This is a genomic window from Williamsia maris, from assembly GCF_024171815.1.
Taxonomy (GTDB): domain Bacteria; phylum Actinomycetota; class Actinomycetes; order Mycobacteriales; family Mycobacteriaceae; genus Williamsia_A; species Williamsia_A maris.
Map to the genome: position 1 here is coordinate 867,926 of NZ_JAMTCJ010000004.1, position 26,638 is coordinate 894,563.

Sequence of the window (26,638 nt, forward strand, 5' to 3'; positions counted from 1 at the left end):
CAGTGCGTGATTGCGTAATAGCCTGCGCTCATGGCTCTCGAACACGCGATCATGGTGTCGCTCGCGGAGCGTCCCGGCACCGGTTACGAGATCGGCCGACAGTTCGACCGGTCGATCGGCTACTTCTGGTCGGCCACCCACCAGCAGATATATCGGACGTTGAAGAAGCTGCACGACGACGGACTCGTCGCATTCGAGGCGGTCGCGCAGGACGCCCGCCCGGACAAGAAGGTCTACACGCTGTCCGATGCCGGGCGAGATGCACTGCGCGCGTGGGTGTCCGACCGCGCACCGGTTCCCCGCCTGCGCGACGAACTGAGTGTGAAGCTGCGGGCCGCCGAACACGGCGACCTCGCCGACCTGGCCGCCGAGATGCGTCGTCACCGCGACATCCACACCGAACAACTCGCGCTCTACCGGTCCTTCGCCGACCGCGACCACCCCGACGCCGCGGCCACCACCGGCCGACGCCTGCACCAGTACCTGGTGCTGCGCGGCGGGATCCGCATCGAGGAGGGCTTCGTCGACTGGCTCGACGAGGTCGTCGCCGCCCTCGAATCCGAGATGTCCACCAGCCCCGCCCAGCCCGGCACATCCACATCTGAGGAGAAGGTCTCGCGATGAACACCCCGTACCCCCACCTGTTCGAACCCATGGAGCTCGGTTCGGTCACCCTGCGCAACCGGATCATCATGGGATCGATGCACACCGGCCTCGAGGAACGCGCCTGGGACACCAAGAAATTGGCGGCCTACTACGCGATGCGCGCCCGTGGTGGCGCGGCCCTCATCATCACCGGCGGCATCGCCCCGACCCGTCTGGGCCTGCTGCTGCCGTTCGGCGGCAAGCTGACCAACAAGATCGACGTTCGTCGACACCGCGTGCTCACCGACGCGGTGCACGACGAGGGCGGCAAGATAGCCCTGCAGATCCTGCACGCCGGTCGCTACGGCTACACGCCGCTCAAAGTCAGTGTCGGTCGGGAGAAGTCGCCGATCCACCCGTTCCAGCCGATCAAGATGAACGAGGCGATCATCCGCCAGACCATCTACTCCTATGGACGATGCGCGAAGCTCGCGAAGCACGCCGGCTACGACGGCGTCGAGATCATGGGCGGCGAGGGATATCTCCTCAACACGTTCCTGTGCCCGCGCACCAACACCCGCACCGATCGCTGGGGTGGGTCCACCGAGAACCGGCAACGAATCGTCCTCGAGATCGTCGATCGCATCCGCAAGCGTGTCGGTACGGATTTCCTGGTCATCATGCGGCAGTCGATCGCCGATCTCGTCGAGGGCGGGCAGACCTGGGACGAGATCGCCCAGCTGTCGCGCGCACTCGAGGCCCACGGTGTCGATGCGATCAACACCGACATCGGATGGCACGAGGCCAAGGTCCCGACCATCATCACCTCCGTGCCGCGGGCGGCGTTCGTGAAGTTCACCGAACGTCTGCGCGACGAGGTGTCGATCCCGCTGATCGCGTCGAATCGCATCAACACCCCGGAGATCGCCGAGGACATCCTGCGACGCGGTCGCGTCGACGCGGTGTCGATGGCGCGTCCGCTGCTGGCCGACCCCGACCTGCCCAACAAGGCCCAGCAGGGTCGCGCCGACGAGATCAACACGTGCATCGGCTGCAACCAGGCGTGCCTCGACCACGCGTTCGTCGGCAAGAAGGTGTCCTGCCTCCTCAACCCGCGCGCCGGACGCGAGACCGTCCTCACCCTGTCCCCGACCCGGCACGCCAAACGCGTCGCCGTCATCGGTGCGGGACCGGCCGGTCTGTCCGCCGCGGTCGCCGCGGCCGAGTGCGGTCACCGCGTGGAACTGTTCGAGGCCGGGTCGTCCATCGGCGGGCAGTTCGCGATCGCCGCGAAGATCCCGGGGAAGGAGGAGTTCTCCGAGACGATCCGCTACTACACCCGCCAACTCGAGGTCGGCGGCGTGACCGTCCACCTGAACACCTGGGCCGGTGCCGAACACCTGATCGCCGAGAAGTTCGACGAGGTGATCATCGCGACCGGCGTGGTCCCCCGCATCCCCGACATCCCCGGGATCGACCACCCGAAGGTGGTGACCTACGCCGATGCTGTTCTCGGACATCGGGAGATCGGCTCCACCGTCGCCGTTATCGGCGCGGGCGGCATCGGGTTCGACATCACCGAGTTCCTCACCGTCGACGACTCCCCCACGCTCGACCTCAAGGAATGGGAGCAGGAGTGGGGCGTCTCCGAGGACACCTCCATCCCGGGATTCGTCACGAAGCCTCGCCCCACACCCGCCGTCCGCACCGTCTATCTCGTCCAGCGCAAGTCCGGCGGGCAGGGCCGTGGACTGGGCAAGACCACCGGGTGGGTCCACCGCGCGTCGGTGAAGATGAAAGGCGTGGAACAGATCTCGGGTGCCCGCTACGACCGCATCGACGACGCCGGCCTACACCTGCACTTCGAGGATGACGATCGCGCACCGCGGGTGCTCGACGTCGACACCGTCGTGGTGTGCGCCGGACAGGAGTCCGTGCGCGACCTCATCGACCCGTTGACCGTCGCGGGGATCCGCACCCATGTGATCGGCGGCGCCGACATCGCCGAGGAACTCGACGCCAAGCGGGCCATCCGTCAGGGCACCGAGGTCGCCGCCGCCCTCTGACAGCACCCCTCGGCGCCGACCGTGGCCGTGAGGACCGCCGATCCACCACACGCAGGTCCACGCCATCGCGGCGGACGACGATCCAGCGAACTTTGCTGACGTTCAACATCATTCACCATATTAAACCGTTGCCTGGTTCGAACACCTGTGCTGATCTGGCCTCAGTTGCCGCGCCTGGGGAGGAGTGCATAGTGACCGACACCATGTCTGATCTGGAGTCGGATTACGCTGCGCTCGAACGCCTTCTGGAGAAGATTGCTGCGGCAATGTCAGACCCCTGCACTGATGCAGTGGTCGCCGATCTGGCCATCCGCCATGAACGGGCCGTCCGACGGATGGAATCGATCGGCAACCGCAGGATCCTCGATGTCTCCGACCGTGACGCCCACCGGGCCGTGGGGTGTCAGAAGCTCGGTGAGTTCCTGCGCATCGAACTGCGGATCACCAACCCCAGGAATCGTTTACGGGCAGTCGCGCAGTTGCAGTCGATGCATGCCATGACCGGTGAGAAATTGCCACCGACATGCCCCAACACCGCCGACGAGTTGGCATCAGGTGCGATCGGTGCCGATCACGTCGACGCGATCCTCGATGTGATGCGCAAGATCCCTGCCGCCGTCGACCCCGACGACCGGGCCGCGGCAGAGGAACTGTTGGCCGAGCACGCCCGAAAGTTGAGCCCCCGCGAGATCACGAAAGCCGGTGTCCGTGTCCTGGCCCACCTTGACCCCGACGGACACCTGACCGATGACCGGGACCGGGCGAGGCAACGCCGACTGTCGTTGAGCTGCCAGGACACCCAGTTGATGTCGAAGGTCTTCGCGACGTTGGATCCCACCACGCGCGCCCTGTTCGAGGTGATGCTCGCCGTCTGGGCGGCACCCGGGATGAACAACCCCGACGACGATCGGTCACCACGCGGTGACACCACCGACATCGACCCGGAGCAGTTGCGGGAAGCCGCCGACCGGGACACCCGTTCGGTCGGTCAACGCAACCACGATGCATTGCGAGCCCTGCTGCAGGCTGCTGCTGATGGCGGCTTGCACGGTGCCTCGCACCGCGGACTACCGCCGCACATCATCATCTCCATCACCGAAGACAAACTTCGTGAACGCGCCGGCATCGCCCATACCGCCACCGGCACCGACCTCCCCATCTCTGACGTCCTGCAGATGGCGGCACGTGCACAGATGCACCTCGCGGTATTCGAAGAGCACACCGGCGAACCCCTGTTCCTCGGCCGCGCGCACCGTCTCGCCTCCCAAGCACAACGGTTCATCGCGTTCTCCAAATACGGCGGCTGCAGCCGCACCGACTGCCCCACACCATTCGCGCACACCGAAATGCACCACGCCGAAACCGACTGGGCCGATGGCGGAAAGACCGACGCCAATCACATGGCACCCGCCTGCGGACCGCACAACCGATCCGTGGGTACCAAACCCCACCATTGGGAAACGGTGAAAATCACCGAGGGACCCGATCGAGGCCGCTACGGCTGGCGCCGCAACACCGACCCACCGGGTGAAATCCGTACCAACCACCTGCACCTCGTCGATGAACTCATCGACCGACACCGCCGCGCAGCACTGGGCCCATGGGGCGAATCCACCGCGCGGGCCGAAACGGTGACGGCCGATGACCCGTGGGGTGAGCCCGTGCCACCGGAGAAGCCTGCAGATCTCCACACCACACCCGACGACCCCTGGACCGAATCCATCGACACCACAGAACCTGTCGAGCACCCCGACCCGATCGACCCCATCGACGGCCACCGCGACCTCCGACCGTCGCGCTTCGATGTCACCTGGCCAGGTGACCGGGTCGCCTGATGCCGATACCTGTACCAAGGGCACCGTCCACGTCCGACGTGGCACCGATACGATCGCGGGCATGGCCGTTCCCGCACCCACCGCATCTGCCCGCGCCGTCGTCACCGGCGCCTCCTCTGGCATCGGCGAGGCCCTCGCCTGGGAGCTCGCCCGGCGTGGCCATTCGTTGATCCTGGTGGCCCGCCGCGGCGAGATCCTCGAGATCACCGCCGAGAAGATGCGTGCCGACCACGGGATCTCCGTCGAGGTGCGCCCCACCGATCTGTCGGACCTGCGCTCCCTCGATGTGCTGTGCGCCGAACTCGCGGACCGCGAGATCTCGATCCTCTGCAACAACGCGGGCATCGCGACCTTCGGCGCCTTCGTCGACCTCGACCCCGAGTACGAACGTGCCCAGCTACGACTCAACGCGACCGCGGTCCACGACCTCACGCTGGCCGTGCTGCCGCAGATGGTGCAGCGCGGTTCGGGCGGCATCCTCATGGTCGGGTCGGCCGCGGGCAACATGCCGATCCCGAACAACGCGACCTACGCGGCGTCGAAGGCCTTCGTCAACACGTTCAGTGAGTCCCTGCGCGGCGAGGTCGCCTCGAAGGGCGTGCACATCACCTTGCTGGCACCGGGACCCGTACGCACCGAGGACCCGTCCCCCGAGGACGCGAGCATCGTCGACAAGATGGTGCCCGGCTTCCTGTGGGACGACAGCGCCGGCGTTGCCCGGCTCAGTCTCGATGCGTTGGCGCGCAACAAGATGCGCGTCGTCCCCGGCATGCTGTCGAAGGCGATGTCGGTGGCCGGCGGGTACACACCGCGCAGGATCGTGGCGCCGATCGTCGGCGGCTTCTACAAGAAGCTCGGCGACTGACCCACACGGTCAGCGACGCCGCTTGCCCGCGCCGAACAGCGATCGGGTGATCTCCCGACCGGCCGCGGACGCCGCCGAGCGCAGGAAGCTCTTCACCGCAGCGTTCCCGAGCACCTCGGACACCACACCGGGCTCGTCCTTCTCTTTCGACTCCGGCGGCTTCGACACCGGCGGCTTCGGCGCGGGCGCCGACTGCGGGCTCGCCTGGGTCGGCTGCGGTTCCGGTGCAACGACTTTCGCGGTCAGCATCTCGTAGGCCGATTCACGGTCGACCGACTGCCCGTACTTCTGGTGCAACGGGCTCAGCAACGCGGCCGCGGTGATGGCCTCCTCGCCGATGGTGTCCATCAACGACCGCGGCGGACGGATGACCGTCCACGCGACCGGGGTCGGGGCGCCCCTCTCCGAGAGGACAGTGACGACGGCCTCGCCGATCCCCAACGACGTCAACGCCTTCTCGAGGTCGTATGCGGTCGAGGTCGGGTAGGTCTTCACCGTCTTCGACAACGCCTTCTGGTCGTCCGGGGTGAAGGCACGCAGCGCGTGCTGGATGCGTGCACCGAGTTGGGAGAGCACCTCGTTGGGGATGTCGGTGGGCAGTTGCGAACAGAAGAAGACGCCGACCCCCTTCGAGCGGATCAGCTTGACCGTCTGCTCCACCTGCTCGACGAATGCCTTCGACGAGTCGCTGAACAGCAGATGCGCCTCGTCGAAGATGAACACCAGCTTGGGCTTGTCGACATCGCCGGCCTCGGGCAGGAACTCGAACAGGTCGGCCAGGATCCACATCAGGAACGTGGAGAACAGCGCGGGCCGGGCGGCCTGCTTGCCCAGTTCGAACAGCGTGATGATGCCCGCGCCGCTGGGGTCGATCCGGATGAGGTCGCCGGGCTCGATCTCCGGCTCCCCGAAGAAGGTGTCGCCACCCTCGGCCTCGAGGTTCGACAACGCTCGCAGGATGACGCCCGCGGTCGCCGACGACACCCCGCCGATGCCCTTGAGGTCCGCCTTGCCTTCGTCGCTGGTGAGATGGACGATCACCTCACGCAGATCCTTGAGATCGAGCAGCGCGAGGCCCCTGCCGTCGGCCCAGTGGAAGATCAGGCCGAGCGTCGACTCCTGGGTTGCGTTGAGTCCCAACACCTTGCTGAGCAGGATGGGGCCGAACGAGGTGATGGTCGCGCGGATCGGGACGCCGATGCCCTCGGTACCGAGGGAGACGAACTCACACGGGTGGGTGGCCGGCGCCCACGTGTCGCCGATCTCGGCGGCGCGCCTGGCGATCTTGTCCCCCGCCACGCCGGGCGAGCTGAGCCCGGACAGGTCGCCCTTGACGTCGGCGAGCACCACCGGCACGCCGGCCGCGGAGAGCTGTTCGGCGATCACCTGCAGCGTCTTGGTCTTGCCGGTGCCGGTCGCCCCTGCGACCAGTCCGTGGCGGTTCATCATCGCCAGCGGGATGCGGACCTGGGCGGCGGGGTCGATCACGCCGTCGACGCTGACCGCCCCGAGCTCCAACGCCGGGCCCTCGAATCGGTATCCGGCGGCGATCTGCTGCGCCGCCGTCTGGCCTTGCGTCGGTTCGGTCACGTGTGGTCCTCCCGGTCGTCGCCGACCCCCGCCGGCACATCAGTGGCGCCGGTGCTCCCCCGGCGCGTCCGGCAACACATTAGCGCCGCGCGGGGCGTTGGCTAAGGTTGTCGGGTGCAGGACAAACTTGTGTGGATCGATTGCGAGATGACCGGTCTGCGATTGGACACCGACAAACTGATCGAGATCGCGGCGTTGGTCACCGACAGCGATCTCAACATCCTCGGCGAGGGCGTCGACGTGGTCATCCATGCCGACGACGCCGACCTCGAGGCGATGCCCGACGTGGTGAAGAAGATGCACGCCGCCTCCGGGCTCACCGACGAGGTGCGTGCGTCGACGGTCACCGTGCCCGAGGCCGAGCAGATGGTGCTGGACTACGTTCGCAAACACGTGAAGTCGGCCGGGGCGGCCCCGCTGGCCGGTAACTCCATCGCCACCGACCGCGGCTTCATCGCCCGCGACATGACCGCGCTCGACACCTACCTGCACTACCGCATGATCGACGTCAGCTCGATCAAGGAACTGAGTCGCCGCTGGTACCCGCGGATCTACTTCGGTCAGCCGGAGAAGGGTCTCGCGCACCGTGCGCTGGCCGACATCCGTGAGTCGATCCGCGAGCTCAGGTACTACCGGCAGACGGCGTTCGTCGCCCAGCCCGGCCCGGACACCGACACCATCGCGCAGATCGTCACCGACCTCGGCGACGCCTAGCCACCCCGGCACGGCCTCGTCCCTGCTGTCCCACGCGTATCGAACAACCGATTGGCACTCGGCGCGGGCCACCAGATAGAGTGTGCTCTGCGGTTCTGGTTGGTTCAGAACCACATGGTGGGTGTAGTTCAGTTGGTAGAGCACCAGGTTGTGATCCTGGCTGTCGCGGGTTCGAGTCCCGTCATCCACCCGAAGAGAAAATAGCGCCCCACCTGCAGATTCGCGGGTGGGGCACTATTCGTTTCGAGCTCGATGCATTGAGTCCTGCATTAGCCGCTTATGTCGCACCGCTGATAGCGGCACTGAACCGGTCGACCGCCGCCTTCTGCATGGTCGGCGTGACGTGCGAGTAGACGTCCATTGTCGTCGTGATCGTCGAGTGCCCCAGGCGCTCCTGCACCACCTTCGGGTTCTCCCCGTTCTCCAGCAGAATCGTCGCGTGAGTGTGGCGCAGTCCGTGCAAACCGATCGCGGGCAACGCGTCCGACCCGAGTTTCTGGCGAGCCTTGTCGACGCGGCGGCTGAACATCTGCGACGTCGAGATCGGATTGCGCGGCGACCCGTCGAGCGTGCCGAACACGTATGCGTCGGCGCGCGCGAACCCCAAGGACAAGGCACCGCGCTCGGCCTTCCACTGACGCAGCACGCGCACTGTCGTCGCGTCGATGTCGAGCACGCGGGCGCGGTCTGACTTGGTGCCCTTGACCTCCCCAGGGCGAGCGGTGTCGAGCGCGCGGCGTACCTGGATTCGCTGAGCGGTGAGGTCGATGTCGCCCCACCGCAGCGCCAGCACTTCCGAGCGTCGCACTCCCGTGTGCGCGACGACCCACCAGAGTGCGTGCACCTCGTCACGCATGGTGTCGCGATTCCAGCTGAGGAACGCTCCGAGCTGCGAGCCGCTCCACGTGACCATCTCGCCGCTCCGCTCACGCTGCTGGCGCTTCACCTCCTTCATCGACGGAGCCTTCACCCCCTTAGTACGCGCGGGGTTGAGAGCGATCAGGCGGTCGTCGCGCGCTGCCTCCAACATCGCCGAGACTGCGACGTGGACCTGATGTACCGACGTCTTGGACAGCCCACCCGCTGCTCGCTGACGCGACGGGTCGGGCATCTGCAGGTCGGCGTACAGCTTGCGCAACCTCGTCGTGGTGACGCCGTCGAGTCGCAGGTGGCCAATGGACGGGTTGACGTGGATAGCGAAGATACGTCGATACCCGGCGAGAGTGGCAGCCGCCAGATCAGCACGAGAGTCCAGCCAGCGGGTCGAGTAGTCGCTGAACGTAGGCACTTTCGCCGCGAGGTCTACTCCCGCACGCAGCTGCGCACGCGCCGCCTGCATTGCATCGTCGGCCTGCTCTGATGTTGCAAAACCGCCCTTGCCCGCGTATTTATGCGGGCCGTTGGGGTCCTCGGGGTCAGCGGGGACCCAGAGCTGGTACCGCCACCTTGTGCCCGCCTTGATCGAGTACTTGACCACCGTGCCTACGCGTGCCGCTCGGGACTTGCGCTGAGTCATTTTGCTGCACTCTCGTTGTCGTCCTGGTTGGCCGTTGCAGTGGCCCAGTCGCGGCGCAAGAACCCGCGTCGCTTAGCTTCTGCAATCCACTTGTCAACAGTGGGTTTCGACGCCTGCGCATGAGCAGCGACATACTCACGGGGCGACGCCCCGTTCTCGCGAGCCGTCATGAGCAGGAGAGCCACCTGTCGGTAGTGCGCGTCGTCGCGCTTGTTGCCCCGTCCACCAGGGCTGCGCTCGGGCCGCAATATCAAGGTGGGGTCGTCGATTTCAGCGATCGTCGTGAACGCGCCATCTCCGTACGCCTCAAACTTGGCGGCAGACTCAGCCAGTCGTCGGACGGGAATCTGGCGCACGGTGATCGGCCCGATGTCCGCAGAGTCGTCGGGCGAGACGATCCGCATCTCAACGAGGCGCGGGGCAGCACCCGACCTGTCGACGCGGACCTGATAGCGGTGTTCATGGCCGACGAGCTGAATCTCGATGAGGCCGTCGGCAAGTCGGTCGATGTTCTGGACATCGCCCTTGATCGAGCTGGCGTTGTAAGTAGTCACAAAAAGACTATAACGCAATGCCATAGCAATTAGCCCTTTTTTGCGCTTGTCTTGACCCAGCGACACATAAAGCGCCCCAGGGCCACTAGAGAAGGACTACTACGACATGACTGCGCACTCTCCTACGTCAGCCCACGAAACCGGTTCTGCTCGTGTTGATCTCGACTGGCTGCGGTCGACTGGAGTTGCGGCGCTCAGCCGCCCCCAGGTCGCACAGCTCCTCGATGTGGACGAGCGCACCGTTGGTCGCGCTATCGCCGATGGGTCCCTGCCCTCGATGCGGCTCGGTCGGCGCGTGGTGGTGCCTCGGGTGCCTTTGATGCGGCTGCTCGGCATCGCCGACTGACCCCGCACTCCACTAGCTGAGTGCGTCTCGGACCTCAGCACCACACAGATACGCCCGCTCGGCTTACGAGAGCCAGGCGGGCGACGTACCCGAAAAGAAGGCCACCACCAATGACCTCCCACCACAATACCCAAATAACCGCCACTCGCGATGGCGTCACCTCGCTCGCAGCGGTGCGAAGTGACGACGTCAATCCCTACGACAACCCCGGTGCAGCCGCTCGCGTTCGACGCGACCTCGACGAGGCTGCCGCATCCGAAGCACGGCGTAAGCGGTGGGGGCGCAACCGATACGACGTGAGCGCACTCGTCGACAACCCAGCCCCTTGGGCACGCAAGCTCGCCGGTGCGATCGAGCGAACCGACGCAGCACGTAACCCTGTGAAGGCACCCCCGACGCTGATGTTCCTCGGGTCCAAGGCAGTCGAAGCGGGAGCAACCGACGCACAGCTCGCGCAGCTGGCGAAGCTTACGAACAACGAAATCGCCGAGGTGAAGCTGCGCGAGGCCGCGGAGCTCACCGACACGCGACGCCTGATCGACACTCTGGCGCGCAGCATGGCGACGCAGCGCGACACAGCCGTCGTTGCACCGGAACCCTTCGACCTCACCGACCTCCTCACGCAGCCCGACGAGGATGCTGCCTATCGCATTGGCGAGCTGTGGCCGATCGGGGGCCGTGTGCTGTTGGCTGCGCCGTACAAGGCGGGCAAGTCGCACATGGTCGGAAACGTCATCCGCACCCTCGTCGACGGCGGGAAGTTTCTCGATCGTTTCGACGTAACACCCGTGCGCAAGGTGGTCCTCATCGACACCGAGCTCGACACGAGGCTGCTGCGGCGATGGTTTCGGGATCAGCGCATCGACAACACCGACGCAGTGTCGGTGGTCCCGCTGCGCGGCGCGGTGTCGACGTTCGACATCACCGACCCCGCCACGCGCTCTCAGTGGGCTCGCAAGCTCGAAGGCGCGGACGTCGTGATTCTCGACTGCCTCCGCCCCGTTCTCGACGCACTGGGGCTGTCGGAGGACAAGGACTCTGGCCGTGTGCTCGTTGCATTCGACGCGCTGCTCGCCGAGATCGGTGCCACCGAGGGCATGGTCGTCACCCACATGGGACACCAGAACGAACGCGCTCGGGGTGACTCGCGGCTACTCGACTGGAACGACGCGATGTGGAAGATCGTGCGCTCGGGCGACGACAGCGACGACGACGCCACCCGCAAGCGCTTCTTCTCGGCACTGGGTCGTGATGTGTCGCTGCCCGAGGGACAACTCACGTTCGACACAGCTACCCGACACCTCGCCTATGAGGATGGCAGCCGCAAGGACTCGACCGCCCGCGTCGCGATGCCCAAGCTGCTCGCGCTGATCAGCATGGAGCCCGGAAAGCTGTCCAAGAACGATGCTGAGAGACGACTCAAGGACGACCACGGCATCCCGCAGCAGGCTGCTCGCGCTGCTCTGAAAAAGGCGCTCGCAGAGGGGTCGTTGGTGTTCGAGATCGGCGACCGGGGCAAGCATCTGCTGTCTCCGGGAGGCGACCCGTTCACGGTCGCCACGGGCTAATTCGACGGCAGCTCGTCAGCTCGTTACAGCTCGTTAGAACGATCTAACGAGCGCCAAATCCAGCTCGTCAGCTCGTCTATAGGGACGAGCTGAGCTGGATGGTCGAGATGGGGGCGGAGATTGAGGGTCAGCTCGTTAGCAACGAGCTGAACCGAAAGGGTGGTGGCACGAGCGGTGACCAGAGGCGGCGACGCCATCGCGGACACCCAGCTCGCAGGACGGGATCACCGAGCAGAACGGAGCTGTGTTGCACCCGAGGAGCCGTGTCGGGTCCCGAGCGGTGTGCAGCGTAGGCGTTGCTCCCGGGGCTGTGTTGGGCTCTCCCCGACGAACGCCAGTGGAGTGGGAGCAGTGGGCAGATGAGTGATCGCGTCACCTCAGCGAGGCTCTCAGTGGCCGCGAGACCTCAACGGCGACAACGCACAACGCCGACTTTGGCCGGCGTTGTCGTTCACCCTTCTGCGGTATCTGTAGGAGGTGTCCAGAACCATGCCGCTCGCCGAGTCGCGCGCCCGAGCTGCGGAAGTGTTCCATCAGCGCGCCGCCGTGGGGCGTACGTGGCAGCAGATCGCGGACTCCCTCGGGTTCCGTTCGATCGGAGCTGTGCAGACCGCCTACAAGCGCTACTGCGAGTCGATCCCGTCGCCCGCAGTCGAGGAGGTTCGTGCCGAGATTCGTGAGCGCAAGCGGATCACGAACAGCGTCGCGCTCAGCTCTCTAGTCGAGGCGAAGCGGGCGAGCGATCACCAGGCAGTGGCGCGCCTCATCGACACGATGACGCGGTCGGACGCCGAGCTTGCCAAGCTCTACGGACTCAGCAGCGAGACCGTCGACGTGAACGTCACTCAGACCTCGACGGCGATCATCGCCGACGCCCGCGAGCGGCTGCTCGCTGTGATCGACGGAGAGTTCGAGCCCACCCCCATCAAGGAGATCGACCGATGACCCACCCCACCAAGCGCGACGTCGTCAACTCGGCGATGGACCTCGCGTCCGACGTGACCGAGGGACGCCTCGACCCCGACGAATTGGCGGCTGAGTTCGCTGCTGAGGCCCGAGACCTGTTCGGAGGTGTACTCGGACCCGGCGACCCGCTGTGGGAGCTGCAGCTCGACGTCACGCGCGAGGTGCTCGGTGTGGGCGGAATTGGTGCCGACGAGCTGTCCGAGTGGCTCGCGGTTGCCCGTCGTCGAGCCGAGGCTGTGGATAACCCCGCCACCTGAGCAGTTGCAGGAGCGCCGACCTGTCAGGATCGCAGCATGGACCACATTCGTCCCGACGACGCCCGCGTGATCGCTCGACAGCTGCGCGTTGCACTGCAGGCAGGCGGCAGTGGCGACGGCCCGCGCTTCTCCCCCGTTGCTCGCACTCGCATCACCGACGCGGCGATTGCAATGGAGGTCCACGGGAGCCAGTACGAACTCGGCGAGATGGGTGTACTCAAGCTTGGTCGCACGGTAAGCGATCCCGACGCGGTCTAGCTGGGGTGTAGTCATACCAAACATCCTGTGGCGCAGTGTCCCCCGTGTATCTAGAGCCGCGTGCCCATTGTTCAACAGCCGTCTTAGTTTGTCCTAGAGATCAAACAGACAAACACGGAGGACGACATGAGTGCAGGACAGACCGTTGGGTACCAGCGGGTTTCGACGATCGAGCAGAACACCGCACGCCAGCTGGACGGGCTCCAGCTCGACAAGGTGTTCACCGATCACGCCAGCGGCAAGGACACCAACCGGCCCCAGCTGCAGCTGTGCCTGGAGTATGTGCGCGATGGCGACGAGCTGATCGTGCACAGCATGGATCGGCTCGCGCGGTCGCTCGTCGACCTGCGCAGGATCGTCGATGAGCTGACCGGGCGCGGGGTGCGTGTGCGGTTCATCAAGGAGGGCATGACGTTCGCCCGCGATTCCCAGGACCCGTGCTCGATCCTGATGCTCTCGGTGATGGGAGCAGTCGCAGAGTTCGAGCGATCGCTGACCCTGGAGCGGCAGCGGGAGGGCATCGCGATCGCCAAGCGCGAAGGCAAGTACACCGGGCGCAAGCCCTCGCTGACCGACGATCAGGTCGCGTCCGTGATGACGCGTCTCGATCAGGGCGCGTCGGCTGCAGCACTGGCGATCGAGTACGGGGTGAGCCGCGCGACCATCTACAACACCCGGGCGCGAGCAGCGGCAACGCCAGCCTGAAGTCACGCGTCACGGGAACGTCACGCCAACCGCACGCGCGCCGCGCATTCTCCCAGCTCAGGACGAGATCAGTTCTGCAGCAACAACACCGATATTAGTAGGGATTGAGCCGGCGACCTGGCTCGACGTCGCTCCCATCGTGCGCAGCAGCGCCGCTGCTGTGCACGGTGCCCTCCTAGTGTGAGTCTCGTGTCCACGATCACCGTTGCCGATCCCCTCGCCGATCCCGCGATTCTCTCGCCGATCCAGTGGGGCACCCGTCTGGCGTCCTTCAAGTCACGCATGGTCGACGAGAGTGACCCTCGCGTGGTCGAGTGCCGCGCGGCACTGGCCTACTGGCGATGCAGGCGTGCGCTCGACGCCGAGCGCGGGCACATCTCCCCCGCACACCTCGATGCCCTGATCGGACATCTGCGCGAGGCGGTGACGGCGTGAGGATCACTCGTGGACCGCGTACCCCGGCGAGCGCTGCACCCGTAGCGGTGAGTCAGGACGAGCAGCGCTTCCGCCGCCGCAAGCACCTGCTCATCACCTACGACGGCAGGTTCGACTTGGCTGCAGAGGTCGCTGCCTTGACCGAGCCGATGGCCCGCCGCGTCGCCGGTGAGCCCCACCCTCTGAGTTACCTCCATCGCGTCGAGGACATCGTCGCTGCCGTGCATGGCGCTATCGCCACGATCTCGATGCTGCTCGTCGAGCGCGACGCCCGACGACGTACCGCCCACGTCCCGGACTCCAATCGCGCACAGGCGATGCGCGCTGTCGTTGCACTCGCCCCGCGCCCCGTCGAGCCCGAGGTCACCAACGACGACGTGCTCTCTGGTGCGTGGGCGGCGGTCCTGACCGAGTACGCCCGCAGATACGCCCAGCCCCTCAGCGACTACCTCGCCCACGCGCGGCAGCCCGGGGACATCGACCCCGCGATCTCGGTGTCAGGCCGCGTAGAGGCGGCGTTGCGTGAGATCGACGCAGCCGCGAACGATCTTCACCGCGTCCTTAAGCGCGCCGCGTCCCTCCGCGCTGAGGCGAGCTTCACGCCGCTCAAGCAGGTGATCGCCGAGCAGCACCGCGCGACGCTCGCTGACCTCGGGGTCGAGGTCGAGCCGTGACGGGCAACTACCAGTGTCCCGATTGTCGGGGACCGTCACGCAGCTGGCGCGGCTCCGTGCATGGCTGGCGGTGTGCGGCGTGCATTGAGGCGGCGATTGGACTGACCGAGGTGATCGGGCGCATGGGGCGACCCGTGCTGGGCTTCGGGCCCATCACGAGCGCTCCCCAGCGGCGTTGGGGAGGTGGGGGCCTGGTTGCGGACCGCTCCACCTCTCCGACGTCGTCAGCAAAAGCGCACCGACCCAACAAGAACCCCACCAAGAACCGGAGATAGGTCGATGACCGACATGACCCCCGAACAGCGCGTCTACATCGCCTTCCACGAGGCCGGGCACGCGGTGGCAACGGTTCTCAGTGGCGGGCGCGTGGGTATGGCGCGGATCGTCGACAACGACCCGACCACGATCGGCATGTGCGAGACCTACGACCATCACGAACGCGACGACGCCCTGATTGCGTGGGCTGGCCCCTACGCCGAGGCCCTTGCCCGATGGGGCGATAAGGGTCGCCCTGATGTGCGAACGGGGCTCCTGCAGGTACTCGCGGCCAGCGGCAGACGCGACCAGTCCGTCATCGACCTCGCCAAGATGCGCGACGTTGGATACTCCGACGACCACCGCACCATCGAGAAACACCTCAAGACGTGCTGGCGGGCAGTGGGCGACGTCGCAACCGCGCTCATAGACGGCCCGGTCACCCACACTGATGTGACCCGGGCGCTCGGATTGTCCAGCGACCCCGAGGTGTCAGCGCACCAGCTGCACCTCATTCGGGCGGGGCGGAAGCCTGGCAGGTTCTCCGTCACCAAGGTCGGCGAGACGCTCCACGTGTCGACGCTGCTGACCGCCTGAGCGTCAAACCGAATGCACCCAACGCTCGACCATCACCCGATCCGTCTGCCGTCGATCCGTCGCCGCAGAAACGCGTCCATCGACGCCACCCGGGGAGCCCCGGCCCCGGGCACGGGCCATCCTCCTGCACCACGATCACCCAGTCGCCCCATCGGAGCGGCGAGCGTCACCCGCACTCCTGCGCTGTGGATCAGGACGTCGTGCGCGACGACGAGCGCGGCGAGCTGATCGGGCTGGTGCTGACCCTGCTGCCACAGGACCGCCGCGTCCTCCAACGACGGGAAGCTCCCAGCCAGACGCACCGTGCCCGTCTCAAGCCCCTGCAGCAGCGCCGACGACCGCGCTACCGAGTCCCCGCGGGCTCGCCACGGGGTGATGCGCGGGCGGTGCTGGGCGTCGGGGTGCTCACGCATGTAGCGGTCGAGCGCCGTCCGCGTCACCTGGAGGTAGGTCTCGGCGGTGGTGAATCCCTCGATCGCGATCTCCGACGCCCCCACCTCCATCGCCAACGCGACAGCAGCAGTGGCCCACTCATCGCTCGTCATCGGTCGGCTTCGATCAGCGATCAACGACGTCACACCGTCGTTGCCAAACGACGCCGCCACGAGTCCACACGAGTCCCCACGGCCTGAGTCCGAGGGGTCGACGCCCACGACCGTCATCGTGGGCGACTCCGGGGCATCAGGTAACCGCCACTGCTCGAACCACTCTCGCTTGATCAACCCACCATCCGGGGGCGACGGGACTCCCTGGAACAGCGAGTACCAGGTTCGCTCACCAACCGAGCGCCGCATGTCGTCGAGCTGCTCAGCTGTGCGCCCGAGCGCCGAGGTCATCGCGACACCGGGAGCACGGTCGAGGTCGTCGGGGATGCCCGCCTCCGCGATCGCGGGGATGTTGATGTGGGTCCACCGCTCCCCCTCCTCGTCGAGCAGCGTTCCGATGAGATCGGCCTCGTGCCAGCGGGTGCCGATGACGACCACCGAGCCCCCGGGGTGGAGCCGCGTCATCAGAGTCGAGCGGAACTCGTGGAGGACGCGCTTGCGGTGGGCGGCGCTGTCAGCCTCCTGCGCGTTCTTGATCGGGTCGTCGATGAGCAGCAGGTCCGCGCCGAATCCGGTGATGCCCGAAAGGATGCCAGCAGCGAGCAGCCCGCCGTTGTTCCCGTCGAGCATCCACCGACCCACTGCCGTCTTATCGCCACGCAACGACAGCCCGAGCAGGTCGGAGTGCTCCGCGATGAGAGCGCGCGCCGCGTGAGAGTGCTCCTGCGCCAACGTATCGGCGTAGGACGTCAGCACCACCCGTGAGTCGGGATCGTGGCGCAGCGCCTCAATGACGCCGATCTGCGACGCCAGCACCGACTTCCCCGTGCGCGGGGGCGTGCTGATGATGTAGCGCCCATCAGACTGCGAAATCGCCTCACGCAGCACATCCGAGATCAACGCGATGGCGGGCGTCACGACGTAACCCGGGATGATCCTCCGCGCGAGTTCTGCAGGCGTGACGGGGCTGTGTCGCCCTCTCGCCACCGAGATCGCCCGCGCCGCCGTGACTAGTGCGATGTTCGACATCACGCGGCAACGCTGCCCGTGAGCGGCTCGCAGAGGTAGGTGCGCCCGTGCCACTTGGACGCGTAGATGCGTCCACTCAGGTGCAGCGCTACCGCCAGCTCACCAGCACGCCAATTGGTGCGGGGCAGCTGCGAGCGAATGTCCGCCCACGCAACGCTATCCGGTGCGTTCTCGACGAGGGAGACGATCAGCTCGCTCACCTCGCCATCGGTCATCGTGGTCGGGGTGCTCTCGGTGGTGCTGTGCATAACGGTCCTGTTCTGGGATACGAGGCCGAATGGGGTGAGCGGAGTGACAGCTGGTCCCGCCGAGTCGGGCACAGCTGCGCGAGAAAGGTCAGCGACGAGGGCGGGTAGTGAGGATGTCGAGCGCCTTGTTAGCGAGCGCCTCGTCGACCGTGCCGCGCTCGACCTCGCGGAACAGAGCCGTGTGGCATCGCCAATAGGACAGCCCACTCTCGGCGGCGTCGACCCGGGGACCATCGGTCTCGCCGCGTGACTTGAGCGCCGAAAGCGTTGCCCGCCAGGATTCCATCGTGCGCGAGCTGGGATGAGTGAGTTCGAGTTGGTTGGTCACCCCACAACTAGATCAGCTATGGGTGCACAGCAGCGTGACACTGCTAGCAGCTAGACCGAAACACCAGTTGCATCGAAGCCATAGCAGGAGCAGGCGATTGCCTACTCCCCCTCTATGAGCCCTTGGATGTACGCGACCCGGCCGGCAATATTCGCTGTGAGGTTGGTAGTTGAAACCGCAAGGTGCGGCTCGTCGTGAATGCCTTCGCCCTTCTCAGTACTGAGCAGACACGCCGCGTCGTAAAGACGCTCTCGCACCAGACGCTCGAACAATAGTTCGTAGCGTCGCGTGTACGAGGAGTTGTCGAAAACGGGATCCGTTCGATACAGAGCGGTTCCGTGATCCCGGACCACTTTCGTCGAGCCGGGCCCGCGCTCCAAGACGTAGACGAACCCTAGCCACGGCTTGATATCGCCCAGCAGACCAGCTTCGTAGGCGCGCCAGATGTCGATGGCGTTCCCGATGGCCTCTTCGGTTCGATTGTTGAAGTTGTTTCCAAACGAGCCAACCTGCGATTTGCACTCGATCGCGGCGACAAGCGTCTTTTTGTAAGTCACGACGATGTCCCAGTTTTTCGCTCTGCGGTAGAAGCCTGGGAGAGGGATGATGCCCGACTGTCGTATCTCCACGCCGTACTTCTCCAGAGGCGCGAACTCCGCCGCCACTAAGTCCTGTAACGCCGTCAGGTGTAGACCTCCGGTCACGCTGCCGCGAGTTCCTGCGTCGATCCTTCCGGACTCAACCTGCCTCTGCGTCTGCAGATCTCGTCCAGCCCAGAACGCTCGCACTGCCTCGTCAAACTCGTCCCGTGTTGCGGTCACGTCGCAGGTACCTCTTCCGTTAGTTCGTAATCGTGCATGTCAATTCCGTACGCCTCGCAGGCGGCCGTTGTTGCTGCCGCGACGTTGCGAGATCTGAAGGCGGCGCGGAGGGCGGCCTGCGTCGTCTCGTCGACTTCATCGAGTCGCGGCACCCTAATTCGCTTGAGGTATTGCGCTTGGAACCGCAGCGTCCCACCACGCATCCGCACGCAGTACGCCTCGATGAACGCTTGCGCCACGCGTGAGAGCAGCAGTCCACCAAGCACTTCGATATCCCACCCGTCCGAGGTGACGAAGTACAGGTTGTGGTGCGGGTAGTGGCCCCCAGGGTCGAGGACGGGGTGGATCGTGGTCTTCATGTCCTGGATCAGAAGCTTCGGCCGGTCTGTGACCCCGGGCTGCACCTTGTCGATCGTTCGGTACCACGACGACGGGTCCTTCTTCGCGACGAACCGCGCGCGCAAGGCCGGGTCGTGGCTAAGGTACGCCGCCATTTGCGGATAGTCCTCCAGAGCGACGAGTTTGCCATCATCGCCCCACGGGTTCACGAGGTAGTTGCCCTGCCAGTCGAAGGACCCTGACATCAGGTCTCGCCGCATCGCTAGCGGAAGCATCCTGTCGGCCTCAGCAGCCGATGGATTCTTCGTCACGTAGACCTTGTCCGCACCGCTCGCGATTCCGATCGAGACTCGCGTTCCGGTTGCTTCGTCATGTAGCGGGGGGAAGGACTCATTGAGGTGCTTGATCAACGCGAGGCGCGCGGGCGAACCCGTCGGCCAGAGCTCGCCGCCCTCAAACCACGACGGCAGGCGGTGAGCCTGCACACCAACCTCGCTGAACTCGACCCACTCTGGGTCGGTCGCGGCTTTCGCTAGCGCCCGGGCGGTGGCTTCAGTGAACTCTTCTGTCGTGTCTGCGACGAGCACCGTTCCCTGCGGGGAATTGCTCAGCACGGTGATCGCAGGGTAGGCCGACACCTTTGTTTCGAAGGCGTCGACATCGTGCATGGTCCAGACGTGGTCCATCGCGTATCTCCCGGACACGAGGGCTCGGAGCTGTGCCCCATAGCTGTTCCGCATCCATCTGTCGGCGCAGATAAAGCCGACCTTTCCCCCGGGAACCAGCATGCCCAGGGAGCGTTCGTAGAAGCCAACGTAAATGTCACCTCGACCGGTCATGGTCAGCCACGTCCGCCGGTACAGCGACGCAACGGCGTCGGGTAGATCGTCGTAACGGATGTAAGGCGGGTTGCCGACCACGATGTCGGCGGCTTGGTCGTCGGGTCCACCAACCTCATCTGTATCGAGGTCAAGCACCGTTCCAGCCGCGGGCCGAAGGAAATCGGCCTGACGAACCCACGAACACGCCATCTCAAGCGCTGCGTCGCGTGGCATACCCGCCTCCACCAGCAGCGCGCACGAAAGCGCTCGGCAGGTTTCAACGTGCTCTGGAAGCAGGTCGTAAGCCCGAATAGCGTCATGTAGCTCCGACAACGCGGTCCCCCGGTGCCGAGCGCTGTTGATCAGCCGCTCGACGATTACCGCCAAGAACGCTCCCGATCCGCATGACGGCTCGACGAGTCGCACGGCTCCAAGATCGCGGTCAGCGGTGTAGCCCGTCAGGTCTAGGATCACCTCCACGACCCAGCGCCTAGTGAAAACCTCGCCGGTTGCGCGAGCGACCTGAACGGTCTCCGCGACTGTCATCGAACTATCCAGACCACTTCGAAATCAGACACGTGACGATGATGCACTACGCAACGGACATCCCGGGGGCCGCCGCTCCGTCGCCAAGACTCGGTGCAACGGAACCCACGTCAGGCAGGGCATCGTCAGAATTGGGCGCACGGCCCTCCGCTTGCAGGTCTGAACTGCGGCCGCCGATCAAGGTGCACCTACTCGTCGCCGTAGCCGTTTGCGTAGGTCGCCTCCGGTAGCGGTTCAGGTACATACTTCTTGTCGTCCGGGTGGTGGTAGATGCACTCACTAGCCATGTCGACCGTGGTCTCGTTGATGAGCTTCTCGTACGCGGTGGAGCCCTCCTGAGCGACGTCGAACGCACCCGACCAGACTCGCTCGACGGGCACTCCCGCTTCTACAAGCGGAGCAATATCGCTCATGACCAGACCCAGCTTCCTTGTCACCGGAAACGTAATGCCCCACGCAGTCATAAAGCCCACACCCATTTCCGTCGCGCCGTCCTCTGGCTGACGCACAAGTCCTACTGGCGCGTCGTTGGTGATAAGCGATCGCTTGTCGAAGCGAACCAGCGTCCAGGGCCTGCCAACGAGGTACTTCACCAGCTTCTCGGGTAGTTCGGCCATCTGTTTGATGTGGACGGGTGCGGGGACCCTGTACGGCCCCTGGGGGTTTGCCGCTTGTTCTCGATACCTTGCGGCCTGCTCGTCATTTAGGTCGAGGCCGAGTCGGCGTTTCGCCCACGGCCGCGCACGGTCGCCGCTTGCTGCCATTGCCTCTAGCCGCGCCATCTGAGCAAGCATGTGTCCGAGCATTTTGCGTTGGTCTGGCCCCCGCACCGCTTGCATTGCCAAGAAGTACCCAAGTTCTAGCCGCTGCTCCTCGGGAAGAGGCCAGACTCCGTCGACGATCGACCGGAAGATCGATGCTGCACTTGACTCGACCGCGGCCAGCGCCTTTTCGATGACGTCCGGCCCTTCGGGGTGGTCCTGAACTGTGTAGAAGTGGTTCGTCGCGGCAGTCTTACCAATTACCTGGGTGAATCGCTTGTCGCCCGGTAGACGGACCGTCGTGATTCGCTCGTCCATATCGGCGAAACCACGGAGGTAGAACTTGGGCACTGTGTGGTGCAGCTTCGCGATGTTTGGCACTGCCAACCTCGTGGTCGTCTACAGGTTCGTTCAGCTTGCCGATGCATGGAGCTGTGCATTGCGGGCAATGCATTGATTGGTTCCACGATGCATCAGGATGTCGGAGTAGGCGAGCTGCCACGCTGGTCAACGAGAGTATTTGGCATCTCTAGGTGGGCCGATGCAGGCCCGTGACACAAGTTCGAGTCCCGTCATCCACCCCAGTAGGTGGGAGGGCAATTGTGCCCTCCCACCTTTTTGTTCTCCCCATCCTGCACGTCCCCGCAGTTCACGTGCGTTGCGCTTCCGACTGTCCGCTGCCGCGACACCTGCCCGACGCGATCGTGAGCGGCAGTCGTTTGCCGCACTAATCTGATTGCATGGCTGCCCACAGCACTCCTGCACGGTCAGCTGATGAACGCCGGACGCCACTCTCTCGAGATGGGTGACCGGCGGCATCACGACCCTGCGACTCCCACCCCGCGTTCGTCATTTCCGCGGTTCTGGGCGGCAGCGGCGATCAGTTCGATCGGCTCGGCCGTGACGGCCGTCGCGATGCCCGTGTTGGTGGTCCACCAACTGGACGCGTCGCCGTTCGAGGTCGGCGTCGTGAATGCCGCTCAGTTCGTTCCGTACGCGCTACTCGGTCTCATCGCGGGCGCCTACGTGGACCGGTGGCGGCGCAAGCCGATCCTCGTGTGGGCGAGCGTCGGGCGCGCCTTGTCCCTGGGTGCCGTGCCGGCACTCTGGCTTGCGGGGTCATTGCAAATCTGGATGTTGGTCATCGCGCTGGTGTTGTTCGGCGCGTTCTCGGTCTTCGGGTTCGCTGCGACCCAGTCGCTACTTCCCGCTCTTGTTCCCCGAACAGGTCTCATCGCAGCCAATGCGCGCCTCGATCAGGCGGACGCCGCCGCGACAACCCTCGGGCCGGCCCTCGGCGGCGGGCTCGTCGGACTGCTCGGAGCCCCCGTGGCGATTGCGGTCGACGCGATCAGCTACCTCGTGGACGCGGCCCTCTCCGCAGGGATCCGAGTTGACGAGTCTCGCGACAGATCCGGCCCACGTCGTCTTCGCGCGGAGATCCGCGACGGCGTGCGGTGGACGTACCACCACCCCACGCTGGGGCCACTCGCCGTATCGACACACATCTGGTTCCTCGCCAATGGCGCTGCGATGACCACTCTTTCGATCTTCGTCTTACGGTCACTCGACTTCACAGCTCTGGCATTCGGGCTGCTGTTGGCGGTCGTCGGGTTCGCCGGTCTGGTGGGGGCATCCATCGCGCCGAGGTGTGGTGAGCGGATCGGTTCGGGGCCGGTGATCATCCTCGCCCGTGCGATCTATCCGATCGCGTGGCTGTTGGTGGCCATCACCCCCGCGACAGGCGGTGGCCTCACACTCCTGTTCGGCGCTCTGGGGCTCCTGGGTATCGCCGCCGGGATCGAGAACTCGAACGAGATGAACGTCTGGCAGACGCTCACGCCGGATGAGCTTCTCGGCAGGGTGAACGGCACAAGACGCTCGATCAATCGAACGTCGGCAGCCGTCGGGGCGATCGGCGCAGGCTTCCTCGTCGGCGTGATCGGAGATCGCCTCACGCTCCTCGGCGTGATCGCTGCCTTCGCAGCTGCCGCCCTCGTCTGCGCGCGATCTCCACTGCGCGTCGACCGAGCGTGAACGGTGCGGATACTCCAGCGCAGGTGACGCCGCAGGTCGGATCCGGTCCTCCACCCCAGCAACGCCGAAGGCCCACCCGATTCGTTCGAGTGGGCCTTCGGTCGTCGTGGGGTCGGAGGCAGCGCCTCGGCGGTCTACAGCGACCGGGCGATGATCTCCTTCATGATCTCGTTGGTGCCCGCGTAGATCTTCTGCACGCGGCCGTCGGCCCACATGCGGCCGATCGGGTATTCGCTCATGTAGCCGTAGCCGCCGAAGAGCTGGACGCACTCGTCGAGGACCGCCATCGCGCGGTCGGTGGTCCACCACTTGGCCATGGCGACGGTCGGGATGTCGAGGTCACCGGTGAGGTGCTTGACGATGCAGTCGTCGACGAACACCCGCGCGATACGGGTCTCGGTGGCCGCCTCGGCGAGCTTGAACTTGGTGTTCTGGAAGCCGAAGACCGGACGACCGAACGCCTGACGGTCCTTGGTGTAGGCGATGGTCTGCGCCACAGCCGATTCCATACCGGCCACCGAGGCGACGGCGATGATGAGTCGCTCCTGCGGGAGCTGCTGCATCAGCTGGATGAAGCCCTGCCCCTCCTCGCTGCCGAGGAGGTTGGCGACCGGGACGCGGACGCTGTCGAAGAACAGTTCCGAGGTGTCCTGACCGCGCTGACCGATCTTGTCGAGCACCCGACCGCGGCGGAAACCCTCCCGATCCCCCTCGACGAGCACCAGCGAGATGCCCTTGGCGCCCTCTTTGGTGTCGGTCTTGACCACGACGACGATGAGGTCGGCCTGGGAACCGTTGGTGATGAACGTCTTCGAACCGTCGATGACGTAGTCGTCACCGTCGCGGATCGCCTTGGTCTTGATGCTCTGCAGGTCCGATCCGGTGCCCGGCTCGGTCATCGCGATGGCGCCGACGACCTCACCGGAGGCCATCTTGGGCAGCCACTGCTTCTTCTGCTCCTCGGTGCCGTAGGCGAGCAGGTAGTGCGCGATGATGCCGTTGTGCAGGCTGACGCCCCACGACGAGTCACCGATGCGGGCCTGCTCCTCGATCAGCACCGACTCGTGGGCGAAGGTGCCGCCACCGCCGCCGTACTCCTCGGGGATCGACATGCACAGCAGCCCGAGCTCGCCGGCCTGATTCCACAGGTCCCGGTCGACGTGGTGCTGGTCGATGTACTTGTCGACGTTGGGGGCGACGGTCTTCTCGAAGAACGACCGGACCAGACCGCGCAGGTCGTCCAGGTCGTCGGTCGCCCAGGGGGAAGCGTTGGTCATGGTGAGTAGAGCCTTCCTCGACAGATGAGGTCTGCGAACATTGTCAACGCCGAGCGTAACACTTGACGATGGCAGTATCGGTTTCCCTCAGCCGCGAGGCCGGCTCACCCGCACCCTCGACGGGCCGATCGAGACCGGGTCAGGCGTTGCCTGCGTTGCCGCGCTTCCACACGTCCCACGGGATGTTCCAGTCGCCGAGGCCGTCGGTACCCGGCAGGACGTCGCCGACGGTGTTCTTGACCTGGACGATGTCACCGCGCAGCGAGGTGCTCATGACCCACTCGGCGTTCTCCGGGCTGAGATTGAGGCATCCGTTGCTGACGTTCGAGTTGCCCTGCGCGTAGATCGACCACGGCGCCGCATGCATGTAGATGCCGCTGTAGGACATCTGGGTGTCGGAGTACACCGTCTCCTTGTAGCCCTCCGGCGAGTTCACCGGAACGCCGTAGGTGGACGAATCCATGATGATGCTCGGGACGCGATCACCGATGATGTAGGTCCCGCGGTTGGTCGGCGTGGAGTCCTTGCCCATCGACGTGGGCATGGTGCGCACGACCTTGCCGTTGAGTACCGCCGTCACCTGCTTGGTGTTGTCGTCGGCGGTGTAGACGAGCGACCGCCCGATGGTGAAGTTCAGGGTCTTGTTCTGCTGTCCGAAGACGCCGCCGCCGAGATCGATGCCGTAGGTGTTGATCTTGACGTTGACCTTCGTGCCCGGCTTCCAATAATTCTGCGGACGCCACCGCAGTTCGGAGTCGCTGAGCCAGTAGAAGGCGCCGGCGACCGGCGGATCGGTGGTGACGGTGATCGCGTTCTGCGCGGTGCGCTTGTCGGTGATCGGCTCGTCGAACCGGATGGCGACGGGCTGTCCGACGCCGACGGTCGAGTTGTTCTCCGGAAGCAGGTACGTGTCGGTCAGGTTGTTCGGCGCGCGCGTCGTGAACGACATCTTGCTCGAGTTGGTGCCCGAGATGCCCTGGACGTCGGCGGCCACGGTGTAGGTCTTGTCGAAGCCGAACGGCTCGGTGCTCGTCCACTCGGTGCGGTCGGAGTTGTAGGCGCCCGCGATGGTGCCGCCGGTCTGCTTCGGGATCCGGACGTCGGTCAGCTCGCCGGACTTGGCGACGACCTTCAGGGGTGCGCCCGGCTGGATGCCCGCCGCGCGGTCACGCAGCGGCTGACCGTTGAACGTGGTGATCGACACCGACGGACGCATCAGATCGTCGAACCCGGTGTTGGTGTTGACCTGATCGCTGTACGTCGGCGCCGCCGTGCCCGCCGAGCACGCCGCGAGTGTTCCCACCGCGCAGATCGTCACCGCCAGCGACGCCCAACCGCGTGTACGACGACCGAAAGGACCGAACCCCATGTTGCTCCCAGAAAAAACATCAGCGCGCGTCGCGCGGTTGATCGGACTGCATGTGCACTCACCTCGGGCTGTATCGGTATGCCGCTCTGCACGTCGAGCCCCCAGGGTGACATCAGTGTACGAGACGTACACCACTTGTCACCGAATGCCGCGCGAGCCCTGCGGCATGTCGCGCCCACCGACCCCTCGGGGTGGACGATTTTTACCCAGGGGCGGGGACCTGTTAATGTTCCATCTCGCACGATCCAAGCGCCATTAGCTCAATTGGCAGAGCAGCTGACTCTTAATCAGCGGGTTCGGGGTTCGAGTCCCTGATGGCGCACCACACGCTTGGACCTTCCGCCTCATCGAGGCACACCGCATATGCAAAACGCCCGGATTCTGTCGAATCCGGGCGCTTCGCTTGGTGTTTCAGCTGACGAGCTTCTTCACCGTCAATGCCAGTGCCAACACCCCGACACCGATCAGCGGAAACTTCACCGCCGGTGAGTTCAGGGTCGCGAGGAGGCCGTTCTTCGCGTCATCGGCCAGCCGTTGAGGGTTCGCACGAACCGCCAGGTTGTCCAGCGTCGCGGCGAGTTCCTCGCGAGCACGGGCGATGTCACGTTCGATGCTGTCGGTGTCCCGTGCCACGTGTCCTCCATCTGGGTCGAATCGAAAGAATGATCTTTCGGCGGGTTGTGACCCCCACGGTAGTTCAGAACGGTCGTGACACCTGCCGTCGCACCCCG

At 65.4% G+C, this 26,638-nt stretch carries 27 protein-coding genes and 2 tRNA genes; 17 read left to right on the top strand and 12 right to left on the bottom strand.

Features of this window, described 5'->3' with window-relative positions:
- The first annotated feature begins 30 nt into the window (after positions 1-30).
- From LX13_RS22700 to cmrA, 4 genes are all read left to right on the top strand, one after another.
- Positions 31-624, top strand: a complete 594-nt coding sequence (locus LX13_RS22700; RefSeq protein ID WP_253663535.1) for a PadR family transcriptional regulator — start codon at positions 31-33, stop codon at positions 622-624.
- Entirely contained in the window at positions 621-2,651 is a 2,031-nt protein-coding gene (locus LX13_RS22705; protein ID WP_253663536.1) for an NADPH-dependent 2,4-dienoyl-CoA reductase, read from the top strand. Before LX13_RS22700 ends, LX13_RS22705 begins: the two co-directional genes overlap by 4 nt.
- A 191-nt stretch (positions 2,652-2,842) precedes the next feature.
- The gene (locus LX13_RS22710) at positions 2,843-4,486 is read left to right on the top strand and encodes an HNH endonuclease signature motif containing protein (RefSeq protein WP_253663537.1); all 1,644 of its coding nucleotides are present in this window, start codon (positions 2,843-2,845) and stop codon (positions 4,484-4,486) included.
- A gap of 61 nt (positions 4,487-4,547) precedes the next feature.
- A complete protein-coding gene (gene cmrA, locus LX13_RS22715) occupies positions 4,548-5,351 on the top strand; it encodes a mycolate reductase (protein WP_253663538.1) in 804 nt (267 codons plus the stop codon).
- 9 nt (positions 5,352-5,360) lie between these two features.
- Here cmrA and LX13_RS22720 read toward each other — a convergent pair whose 3' ends face one another.
- Positions 5,361-6,941: a helicase HerA-like domain-containing protein gene (locus tag LX13_RS22720; RefSeq protein ID WP_253663539.1), complete on the bottom strand. Its 1,581-nt coding sequence runs from the start codon at positions 6,939-6,941 to the stop codon at positions 5,361-5,363.
- Between the two features lie 114 nt (positions 6,942-7,055).
- Here LX13_RS22720 and orn point away from each other — a divergent pair, with 114 nt between their 5' ends.
- Positions 7,056-7,655 (top strand): oligoribonuclease, encoded by a 600-nt coding sequence (gene orn / locus LX13_RS22725; protein ID WP_253663540.1) that lies wholly within the window; start codon positions 7,056-7,058, stop codon positions 7,653-7,655.
- 117 nt (positions 7,656-7,772) lie between these two features.
- Positions 7,773-7,845, top strand: a tRNA-His gene (locus LX13_RS22730).
- 87 nt (positions 7,846-7,932) lie between these two features.
- Here LX13_RS22730 and LX13_RS22735 read toward each other — a convergent pair.
- Positions 7,933-9,171, bottom strand: coding sequence for a tyrosine-type recombinase/integrase (locus LX13_RS22735; protein ID WP_253663541.1), 1,239 nt, complete (start codon positions 9,169-9,171; stop codon positions 7,933-7,935).
- On the bottom strand, positions 9,168-9,725 hold the full coding sequence (locus LX13_RS22740; RefSeq protein WP_253663542.1) for a hypothetical protein: 558 nt from the start codon (positions 9,723-9,725) through the stop codon (positions 9,168-9,170). Before LX13_RS22740 ends, LX13_RS22735 begins: the two co-directional genes overlap by 4 nt.
- A gap of 106 nt (positions 9,726-9,831) precedes the next feature.
- On the opposite strand from LX13_RS22740, the gene LX13_RS23615 reads away from it, so the two are divergent.
- The 9 genes from LX13_RS23615 (at position 9,832) to LX13_RS22780 (ending at position 15,786) form a co-directional block, all read left to right on the top strand.
- Positions 9,832-10,071: a helix-turn-helix domain-containing protein gene (locus LX13_RS23615; RefSeq protein ID WP_372500006.1), complete on the top strand. Its 240-nt coding sequence runs from the start codon at positions 9,832-9,834 to the stop codon at positions 10,069-10,071.
- 380 nt (positions 10,072-10,451) lie between these two features.
- Positions 10,452-11,639, top strand: coding sequence for an AAA family ATPase (locus LX13_RS22745; RefSeq protein ID WP_253663543.1), 1,188 nt, complete (start codon positions 10,452-10,454; stop codon positions 11,637-11,639).
- Positions 11,640-12,128: 489 nt separating this feature from the next.
- Entirely contained in the window at positions 12,129-12,584 is a 456-nt protein-coding gene (locus LX13_RS22750; protein ID WP_253663544.1) for a hypothetical protein, read from the top strand.
- Positions 12,581-12,862 carry a flagellar hook-length control protein gene (locus tag LX13_RS22755; protein ID WP_253663545.1) on the top strand — a complete coding sequence of 94 codons (282 nt, stop codon included), beginning with the start codon at positions 12,581-12,583 and terminating at the stop codon, positions 12,860-12,862. Before LX13_RS22750 ends, LX13_RS22755 begins: the two co-directional genes overlap by 4 nt.
- Positions 12,863-12,898: 36 nt before the next feature.
- Positions 12,899-13,120 (top strand): hypothetical protein, encoded by a 222-nt coding sequence (locus LX13_RS22760; RefSeq protein ID WP_253663546.1) that lies wholly within the window; start codon positions 12,899-12,901, stop codon positions 13,118-13,120.
- A 126-nt stretch (positions 13,121-13,246) separates the two neighbouring features.
- Positions 13,247-13,825 carry a recombinase family protein gene (locus LX13_RS22765; protein WP_253663547.1) on the top strand — a complete coding sequence of 193 codons (579 nt, stop codon included), beginning with the start codon at positions 13,247-13,249 and terminating at the stop codon, positions 13,823-13,825.
- A 189-nt stretch (positions 13,826-14,014) separates the two neighbouring features.
- Entirely contained in the window at positions 14,015-14,260 is a 246-nt protein-coding gene (locus LX13_RS22770; protein ID WP_253663548.1) for a hypothetical protein, read from the top strand.
- On the top strand, positions 14,257-14,934 hold the full coding sequence (locus LX13_RS22775; RefSeq protein ID WP_253663549.1) for a hypothetical protein: 678 nt from the start codon (positions 14,257-14,259) through the stop codon (positions 14,932-14,934). The genes LX13_RS22770 and LX13_RS22775 overlap by 4 nt, the downstream gene beginning before the upstream one ends.
- 279 nt (positions 14,935-15,213) lie before the next feature.
- Complete coding sequence (locus LX13_RS22780; protein ID WP_253663550.1) at positions 15,214-15,786, top strand: M50 family metallopeptidase; 573 nt, start codon at positions 15,214-15,216, stop codon at positions 15,784-15,786.
- 32 nt (positions 15,787-15,818) lie between these two features.
- Here the strand turns inward: LX13_RS22780 and LX13_RS22785 are convergent, their stop codons facing one another.
- From LX13_RS22785 to LX13_RS22810, 6 genes are all read right to left on the bottom strand, one after another.
- Positions 15,819-17,360, bottom strand: a complete 1,542-nt coding sequence (locus tag LX13_RS22785; protein ID WP_253663672.1) for a terminase large subunit domain-containing protein — start codon at positions 17,358-17,360, stop codon at positions 15,819-15,821.
- A complete protein-coding gene (locus tag LX13_RS22790) occupies positions 17,360-17,608 on the bottom strand; it encodes a hypothetical protein (protein WP_253663551.1) in 249 nt (82 codons plus the stop codon). Before LX13_RS22790 ends, LX13_RS22785 begins: the two co-directional genes overlap by 1 nt.
- A gap of 88 nt (positions 17,609-17,696) precedes the next feature.
- Positions 17,697-17,936 (bottom strand): hypothetical protein, encoded by a 240-nt coding sequence (locus LX13_RS22795; RefSeq protein ID WP_253663552.1) that lies wholly within the window; start codon positions 17,934-17,936, stop codon positions 17,697-17,699.
- A gap of 101 nt (positions 17,937-18,037) precedes the next feature.
- The gene (locus tag LX13_RS22800; protein ID WP_253663553.1) at positions 18,038-18,757 is read right to left on the bottom strand and encodes a PaeR7I family type II restriction endonuclease; all 720 of its coding nucleotides are present in this window, start codon (positions 18,755-18,757) and stop codon (positions 18,038-18,040) included.
- A complete protein-coding gene (locus tag LX13_RS22805; RefSeq protein ID WP_253663554.1) occupies positions 18,754-20,463 on the bottom strand; it encodes an Eco57I restriction-modification methylase domain-containing protein in 1,710 nt (569 codons plus the stop codon). Before LX13_RS22805 ends, LX13_RS22800 begins: the two co-directional genes overlap by 4 nt.
- 188 nt (positions 20,464-20,651) lie before the next feature.
- Positions 20,652-21,605: a DUF4238 domain-containing protein gene (locus LX13_RS22810; RefSeq protein WP_253663555.1), complete on the bottom strand. Its 954-nt coding sequence runs from the start codon at positions 21,603-21,605 to the stop codon at positions 20,652-20,654.
- Between the two features lie 420 nt (positions 21,606-22,025).
- Between LX13_RS22810 and LX13_RS22815 the strand changes: the two genes are divergently transcribed.
- The gene (locus LX13_RS22815) at positions 22,026-23,261 is read left to right on the top strand and encodes an MFS transporter (RefSeq protein WP_253663673.1); all 1,236 of its coding nucleotides are present in this window, start codon (positions 22,026-22,028) and stop codon (positions 23,259-23,261) included.
- Between the two features lie 134 nt (positions 23,262-23,395).
- On the opposite strand, the gene LX13_RS22820 is transcribed toward LX13_RS22815, so the two are convergent.
- Positions 23,396-24,538 carry an acyl-CoA dehydrogenase family protein gene (locus LX13_RS22820; protein WP_253663556.1) on the bottom strand — a complete coding sequence of 381 codons (1,143 nt, stop codon included), beginning with the start codon at positions 24,536-24,538 and terminating at the stop codon, positions 23,396-23,398.
- A gap of 139 nt (positions 24,539-24,677) precedes the next feature.
- A complete protein-coding gene (locus tag LX13_RS22825; RefSeq protein ID WP_253663557.1) occupies positions 24,678-25,907 on the bottom strand; it encodes a L,D-transpeptidase in 1,230 nt (409 codons plus the stop codon).
- A gap of 249 nt (positions 25,908-26,156) precedes the next feature.
- Here LX13_RS22825 and LX13_RS22830 point away from each other — a divergent pair.
- Positions 26,157-26,232 (top strand) — tRNA-Lys (locus LX13_RS22830).
- Between the two features lie 86 nt (positions 26,233-26,318).
- Here the strand turns inward: LX13_RS22830 and LX13_RS22835 are convergent.
- On the bottom strand, positions 26,319-26,540 hold the full coding sequence (locus LX13_RS22835; protein ID WP_253663558.1) for a DUF3618 domain-containing protein: 222 nt from the start codon (positions 26,538-26,540) through the stop codon (positions 26,319-26,321).
- Positions 26,541-26,638: the final 98 nt, after the last annotated feature.

Excerpts from the sequence above, each read along its gene's own strand:
- LX13_RS22700 (WP_253663535.1), top strand. The coding sequence starts at position 31 with ATGGCTCTCGAACACGCGATCATGGTGTCGCTCGCGGAGCGTCCCGGC.
- LX13_RS22705 (WP_253663536.1), top strand. The coding sequence starts at position 621 with ATGAACACCCCGTACCCCCACCTGTTCGAACCCATGGAGCTCGGTTCG.
- cmrA (WP_253663538.1), top strand. The coding sequence starts at position 4,548 with ATGGCCGTTCCCGCACCCACCGCATCTGCCCGCGCCGTCGTCACCGGC.
- LX13_RS22735 (WP_253663541.1), bottom strand. The coding sequence starts at position 9,171 with ATGACTCAGCGCAAGTCCCGAGCGGCACGCGTAGGCACGGTGGTCAAG.
- LX13_RS23615 (WP_372500006.1), top strand. The coding sequence starts at position 9,832 with ATGACTGCGCACTCTCCTACGTCAGCCCACGAAACCGGTTCTGCTCGT.
- LX13_RS22750 (WP_253663544.1), top strand. The coding sequence starts at position 12,129 with ATGCCGCTCGCCGAGTCGCGCGCCCGAGCTGCGGAAGTGTTCCATCAG.
- LX13_RS22755 (WP_253663545.1), top strand. The coding sequence starts at position 12,581 with ATGACCCACCCCACCAAGCGCGACGTCGTCAACTCGGCGATGGACCTC.
- LX13_RS22760 (WP_253663546.1), top strand. The coding sequence starts at position 12,899 with ATGGACCACATTCGTCCCGACGACGCCCGCGTGATCGCTCGACAGCTG.
- LX13_RS22765 (WP_253663547.1), top strand. The coding sequence starts at position 13,247 with ATGAGTGCAGGACAGACCGTTGGGTACCAGCGGGTTTCGACGATCGAG.
- LX13_RS22780 (WP_253663550.1), top strand. The coding sequence starts at position 15,214 with ATGACCGACATGACCCCCGAACAGCGCGTCTACATCGCCTTCCACGAG.
- LX13_RS22785 (WP_253663672.1), bottom strand. The coding sequence starts at position 17,360 with ATGTCGAACATCGCACTAGTCACGGCGGCGCGGGCGATCTCGGTGGCG.
- LX13_RS22790 (WP_253663551.1), bottom strand. The coding sequence starts at position 17,608 with ATGCACAGCACCACCGAGAGCACCCCGACCACGATGACCGATGGCGAG.
- LX13_RS22805 (WP_253663554.1), bottom strand. The coding sequence starts at position 20,463 with ATGACAGTCGCGGAGACCGTTCAGGTCGCTCGCGCAACCGGCGAGGTT.
- LX13_RS22815 (WP_253663673.1), top strand. The coding sequence starts at position 22,026 with ATGGGTGACCGGCGGCATCACGACCCTGCGACTCCCACCCCGCGTTCG.
- LX13_RS22820 (WP_253663556.1), bottom strand. The coding sequence starts at position 24,538 with ATGACCAACGCTTCCCCCTGGGCGACCGACGACCTGGACGACCTGCGC.
- LX13_RS22825 (WP_253663557.1), bottom strand. The coding sequence starts at position 25,907 with ATGGGGTTCGGTCCTTTCGGTCGTCGTACACGCGGTTGGGCGTCGCTG.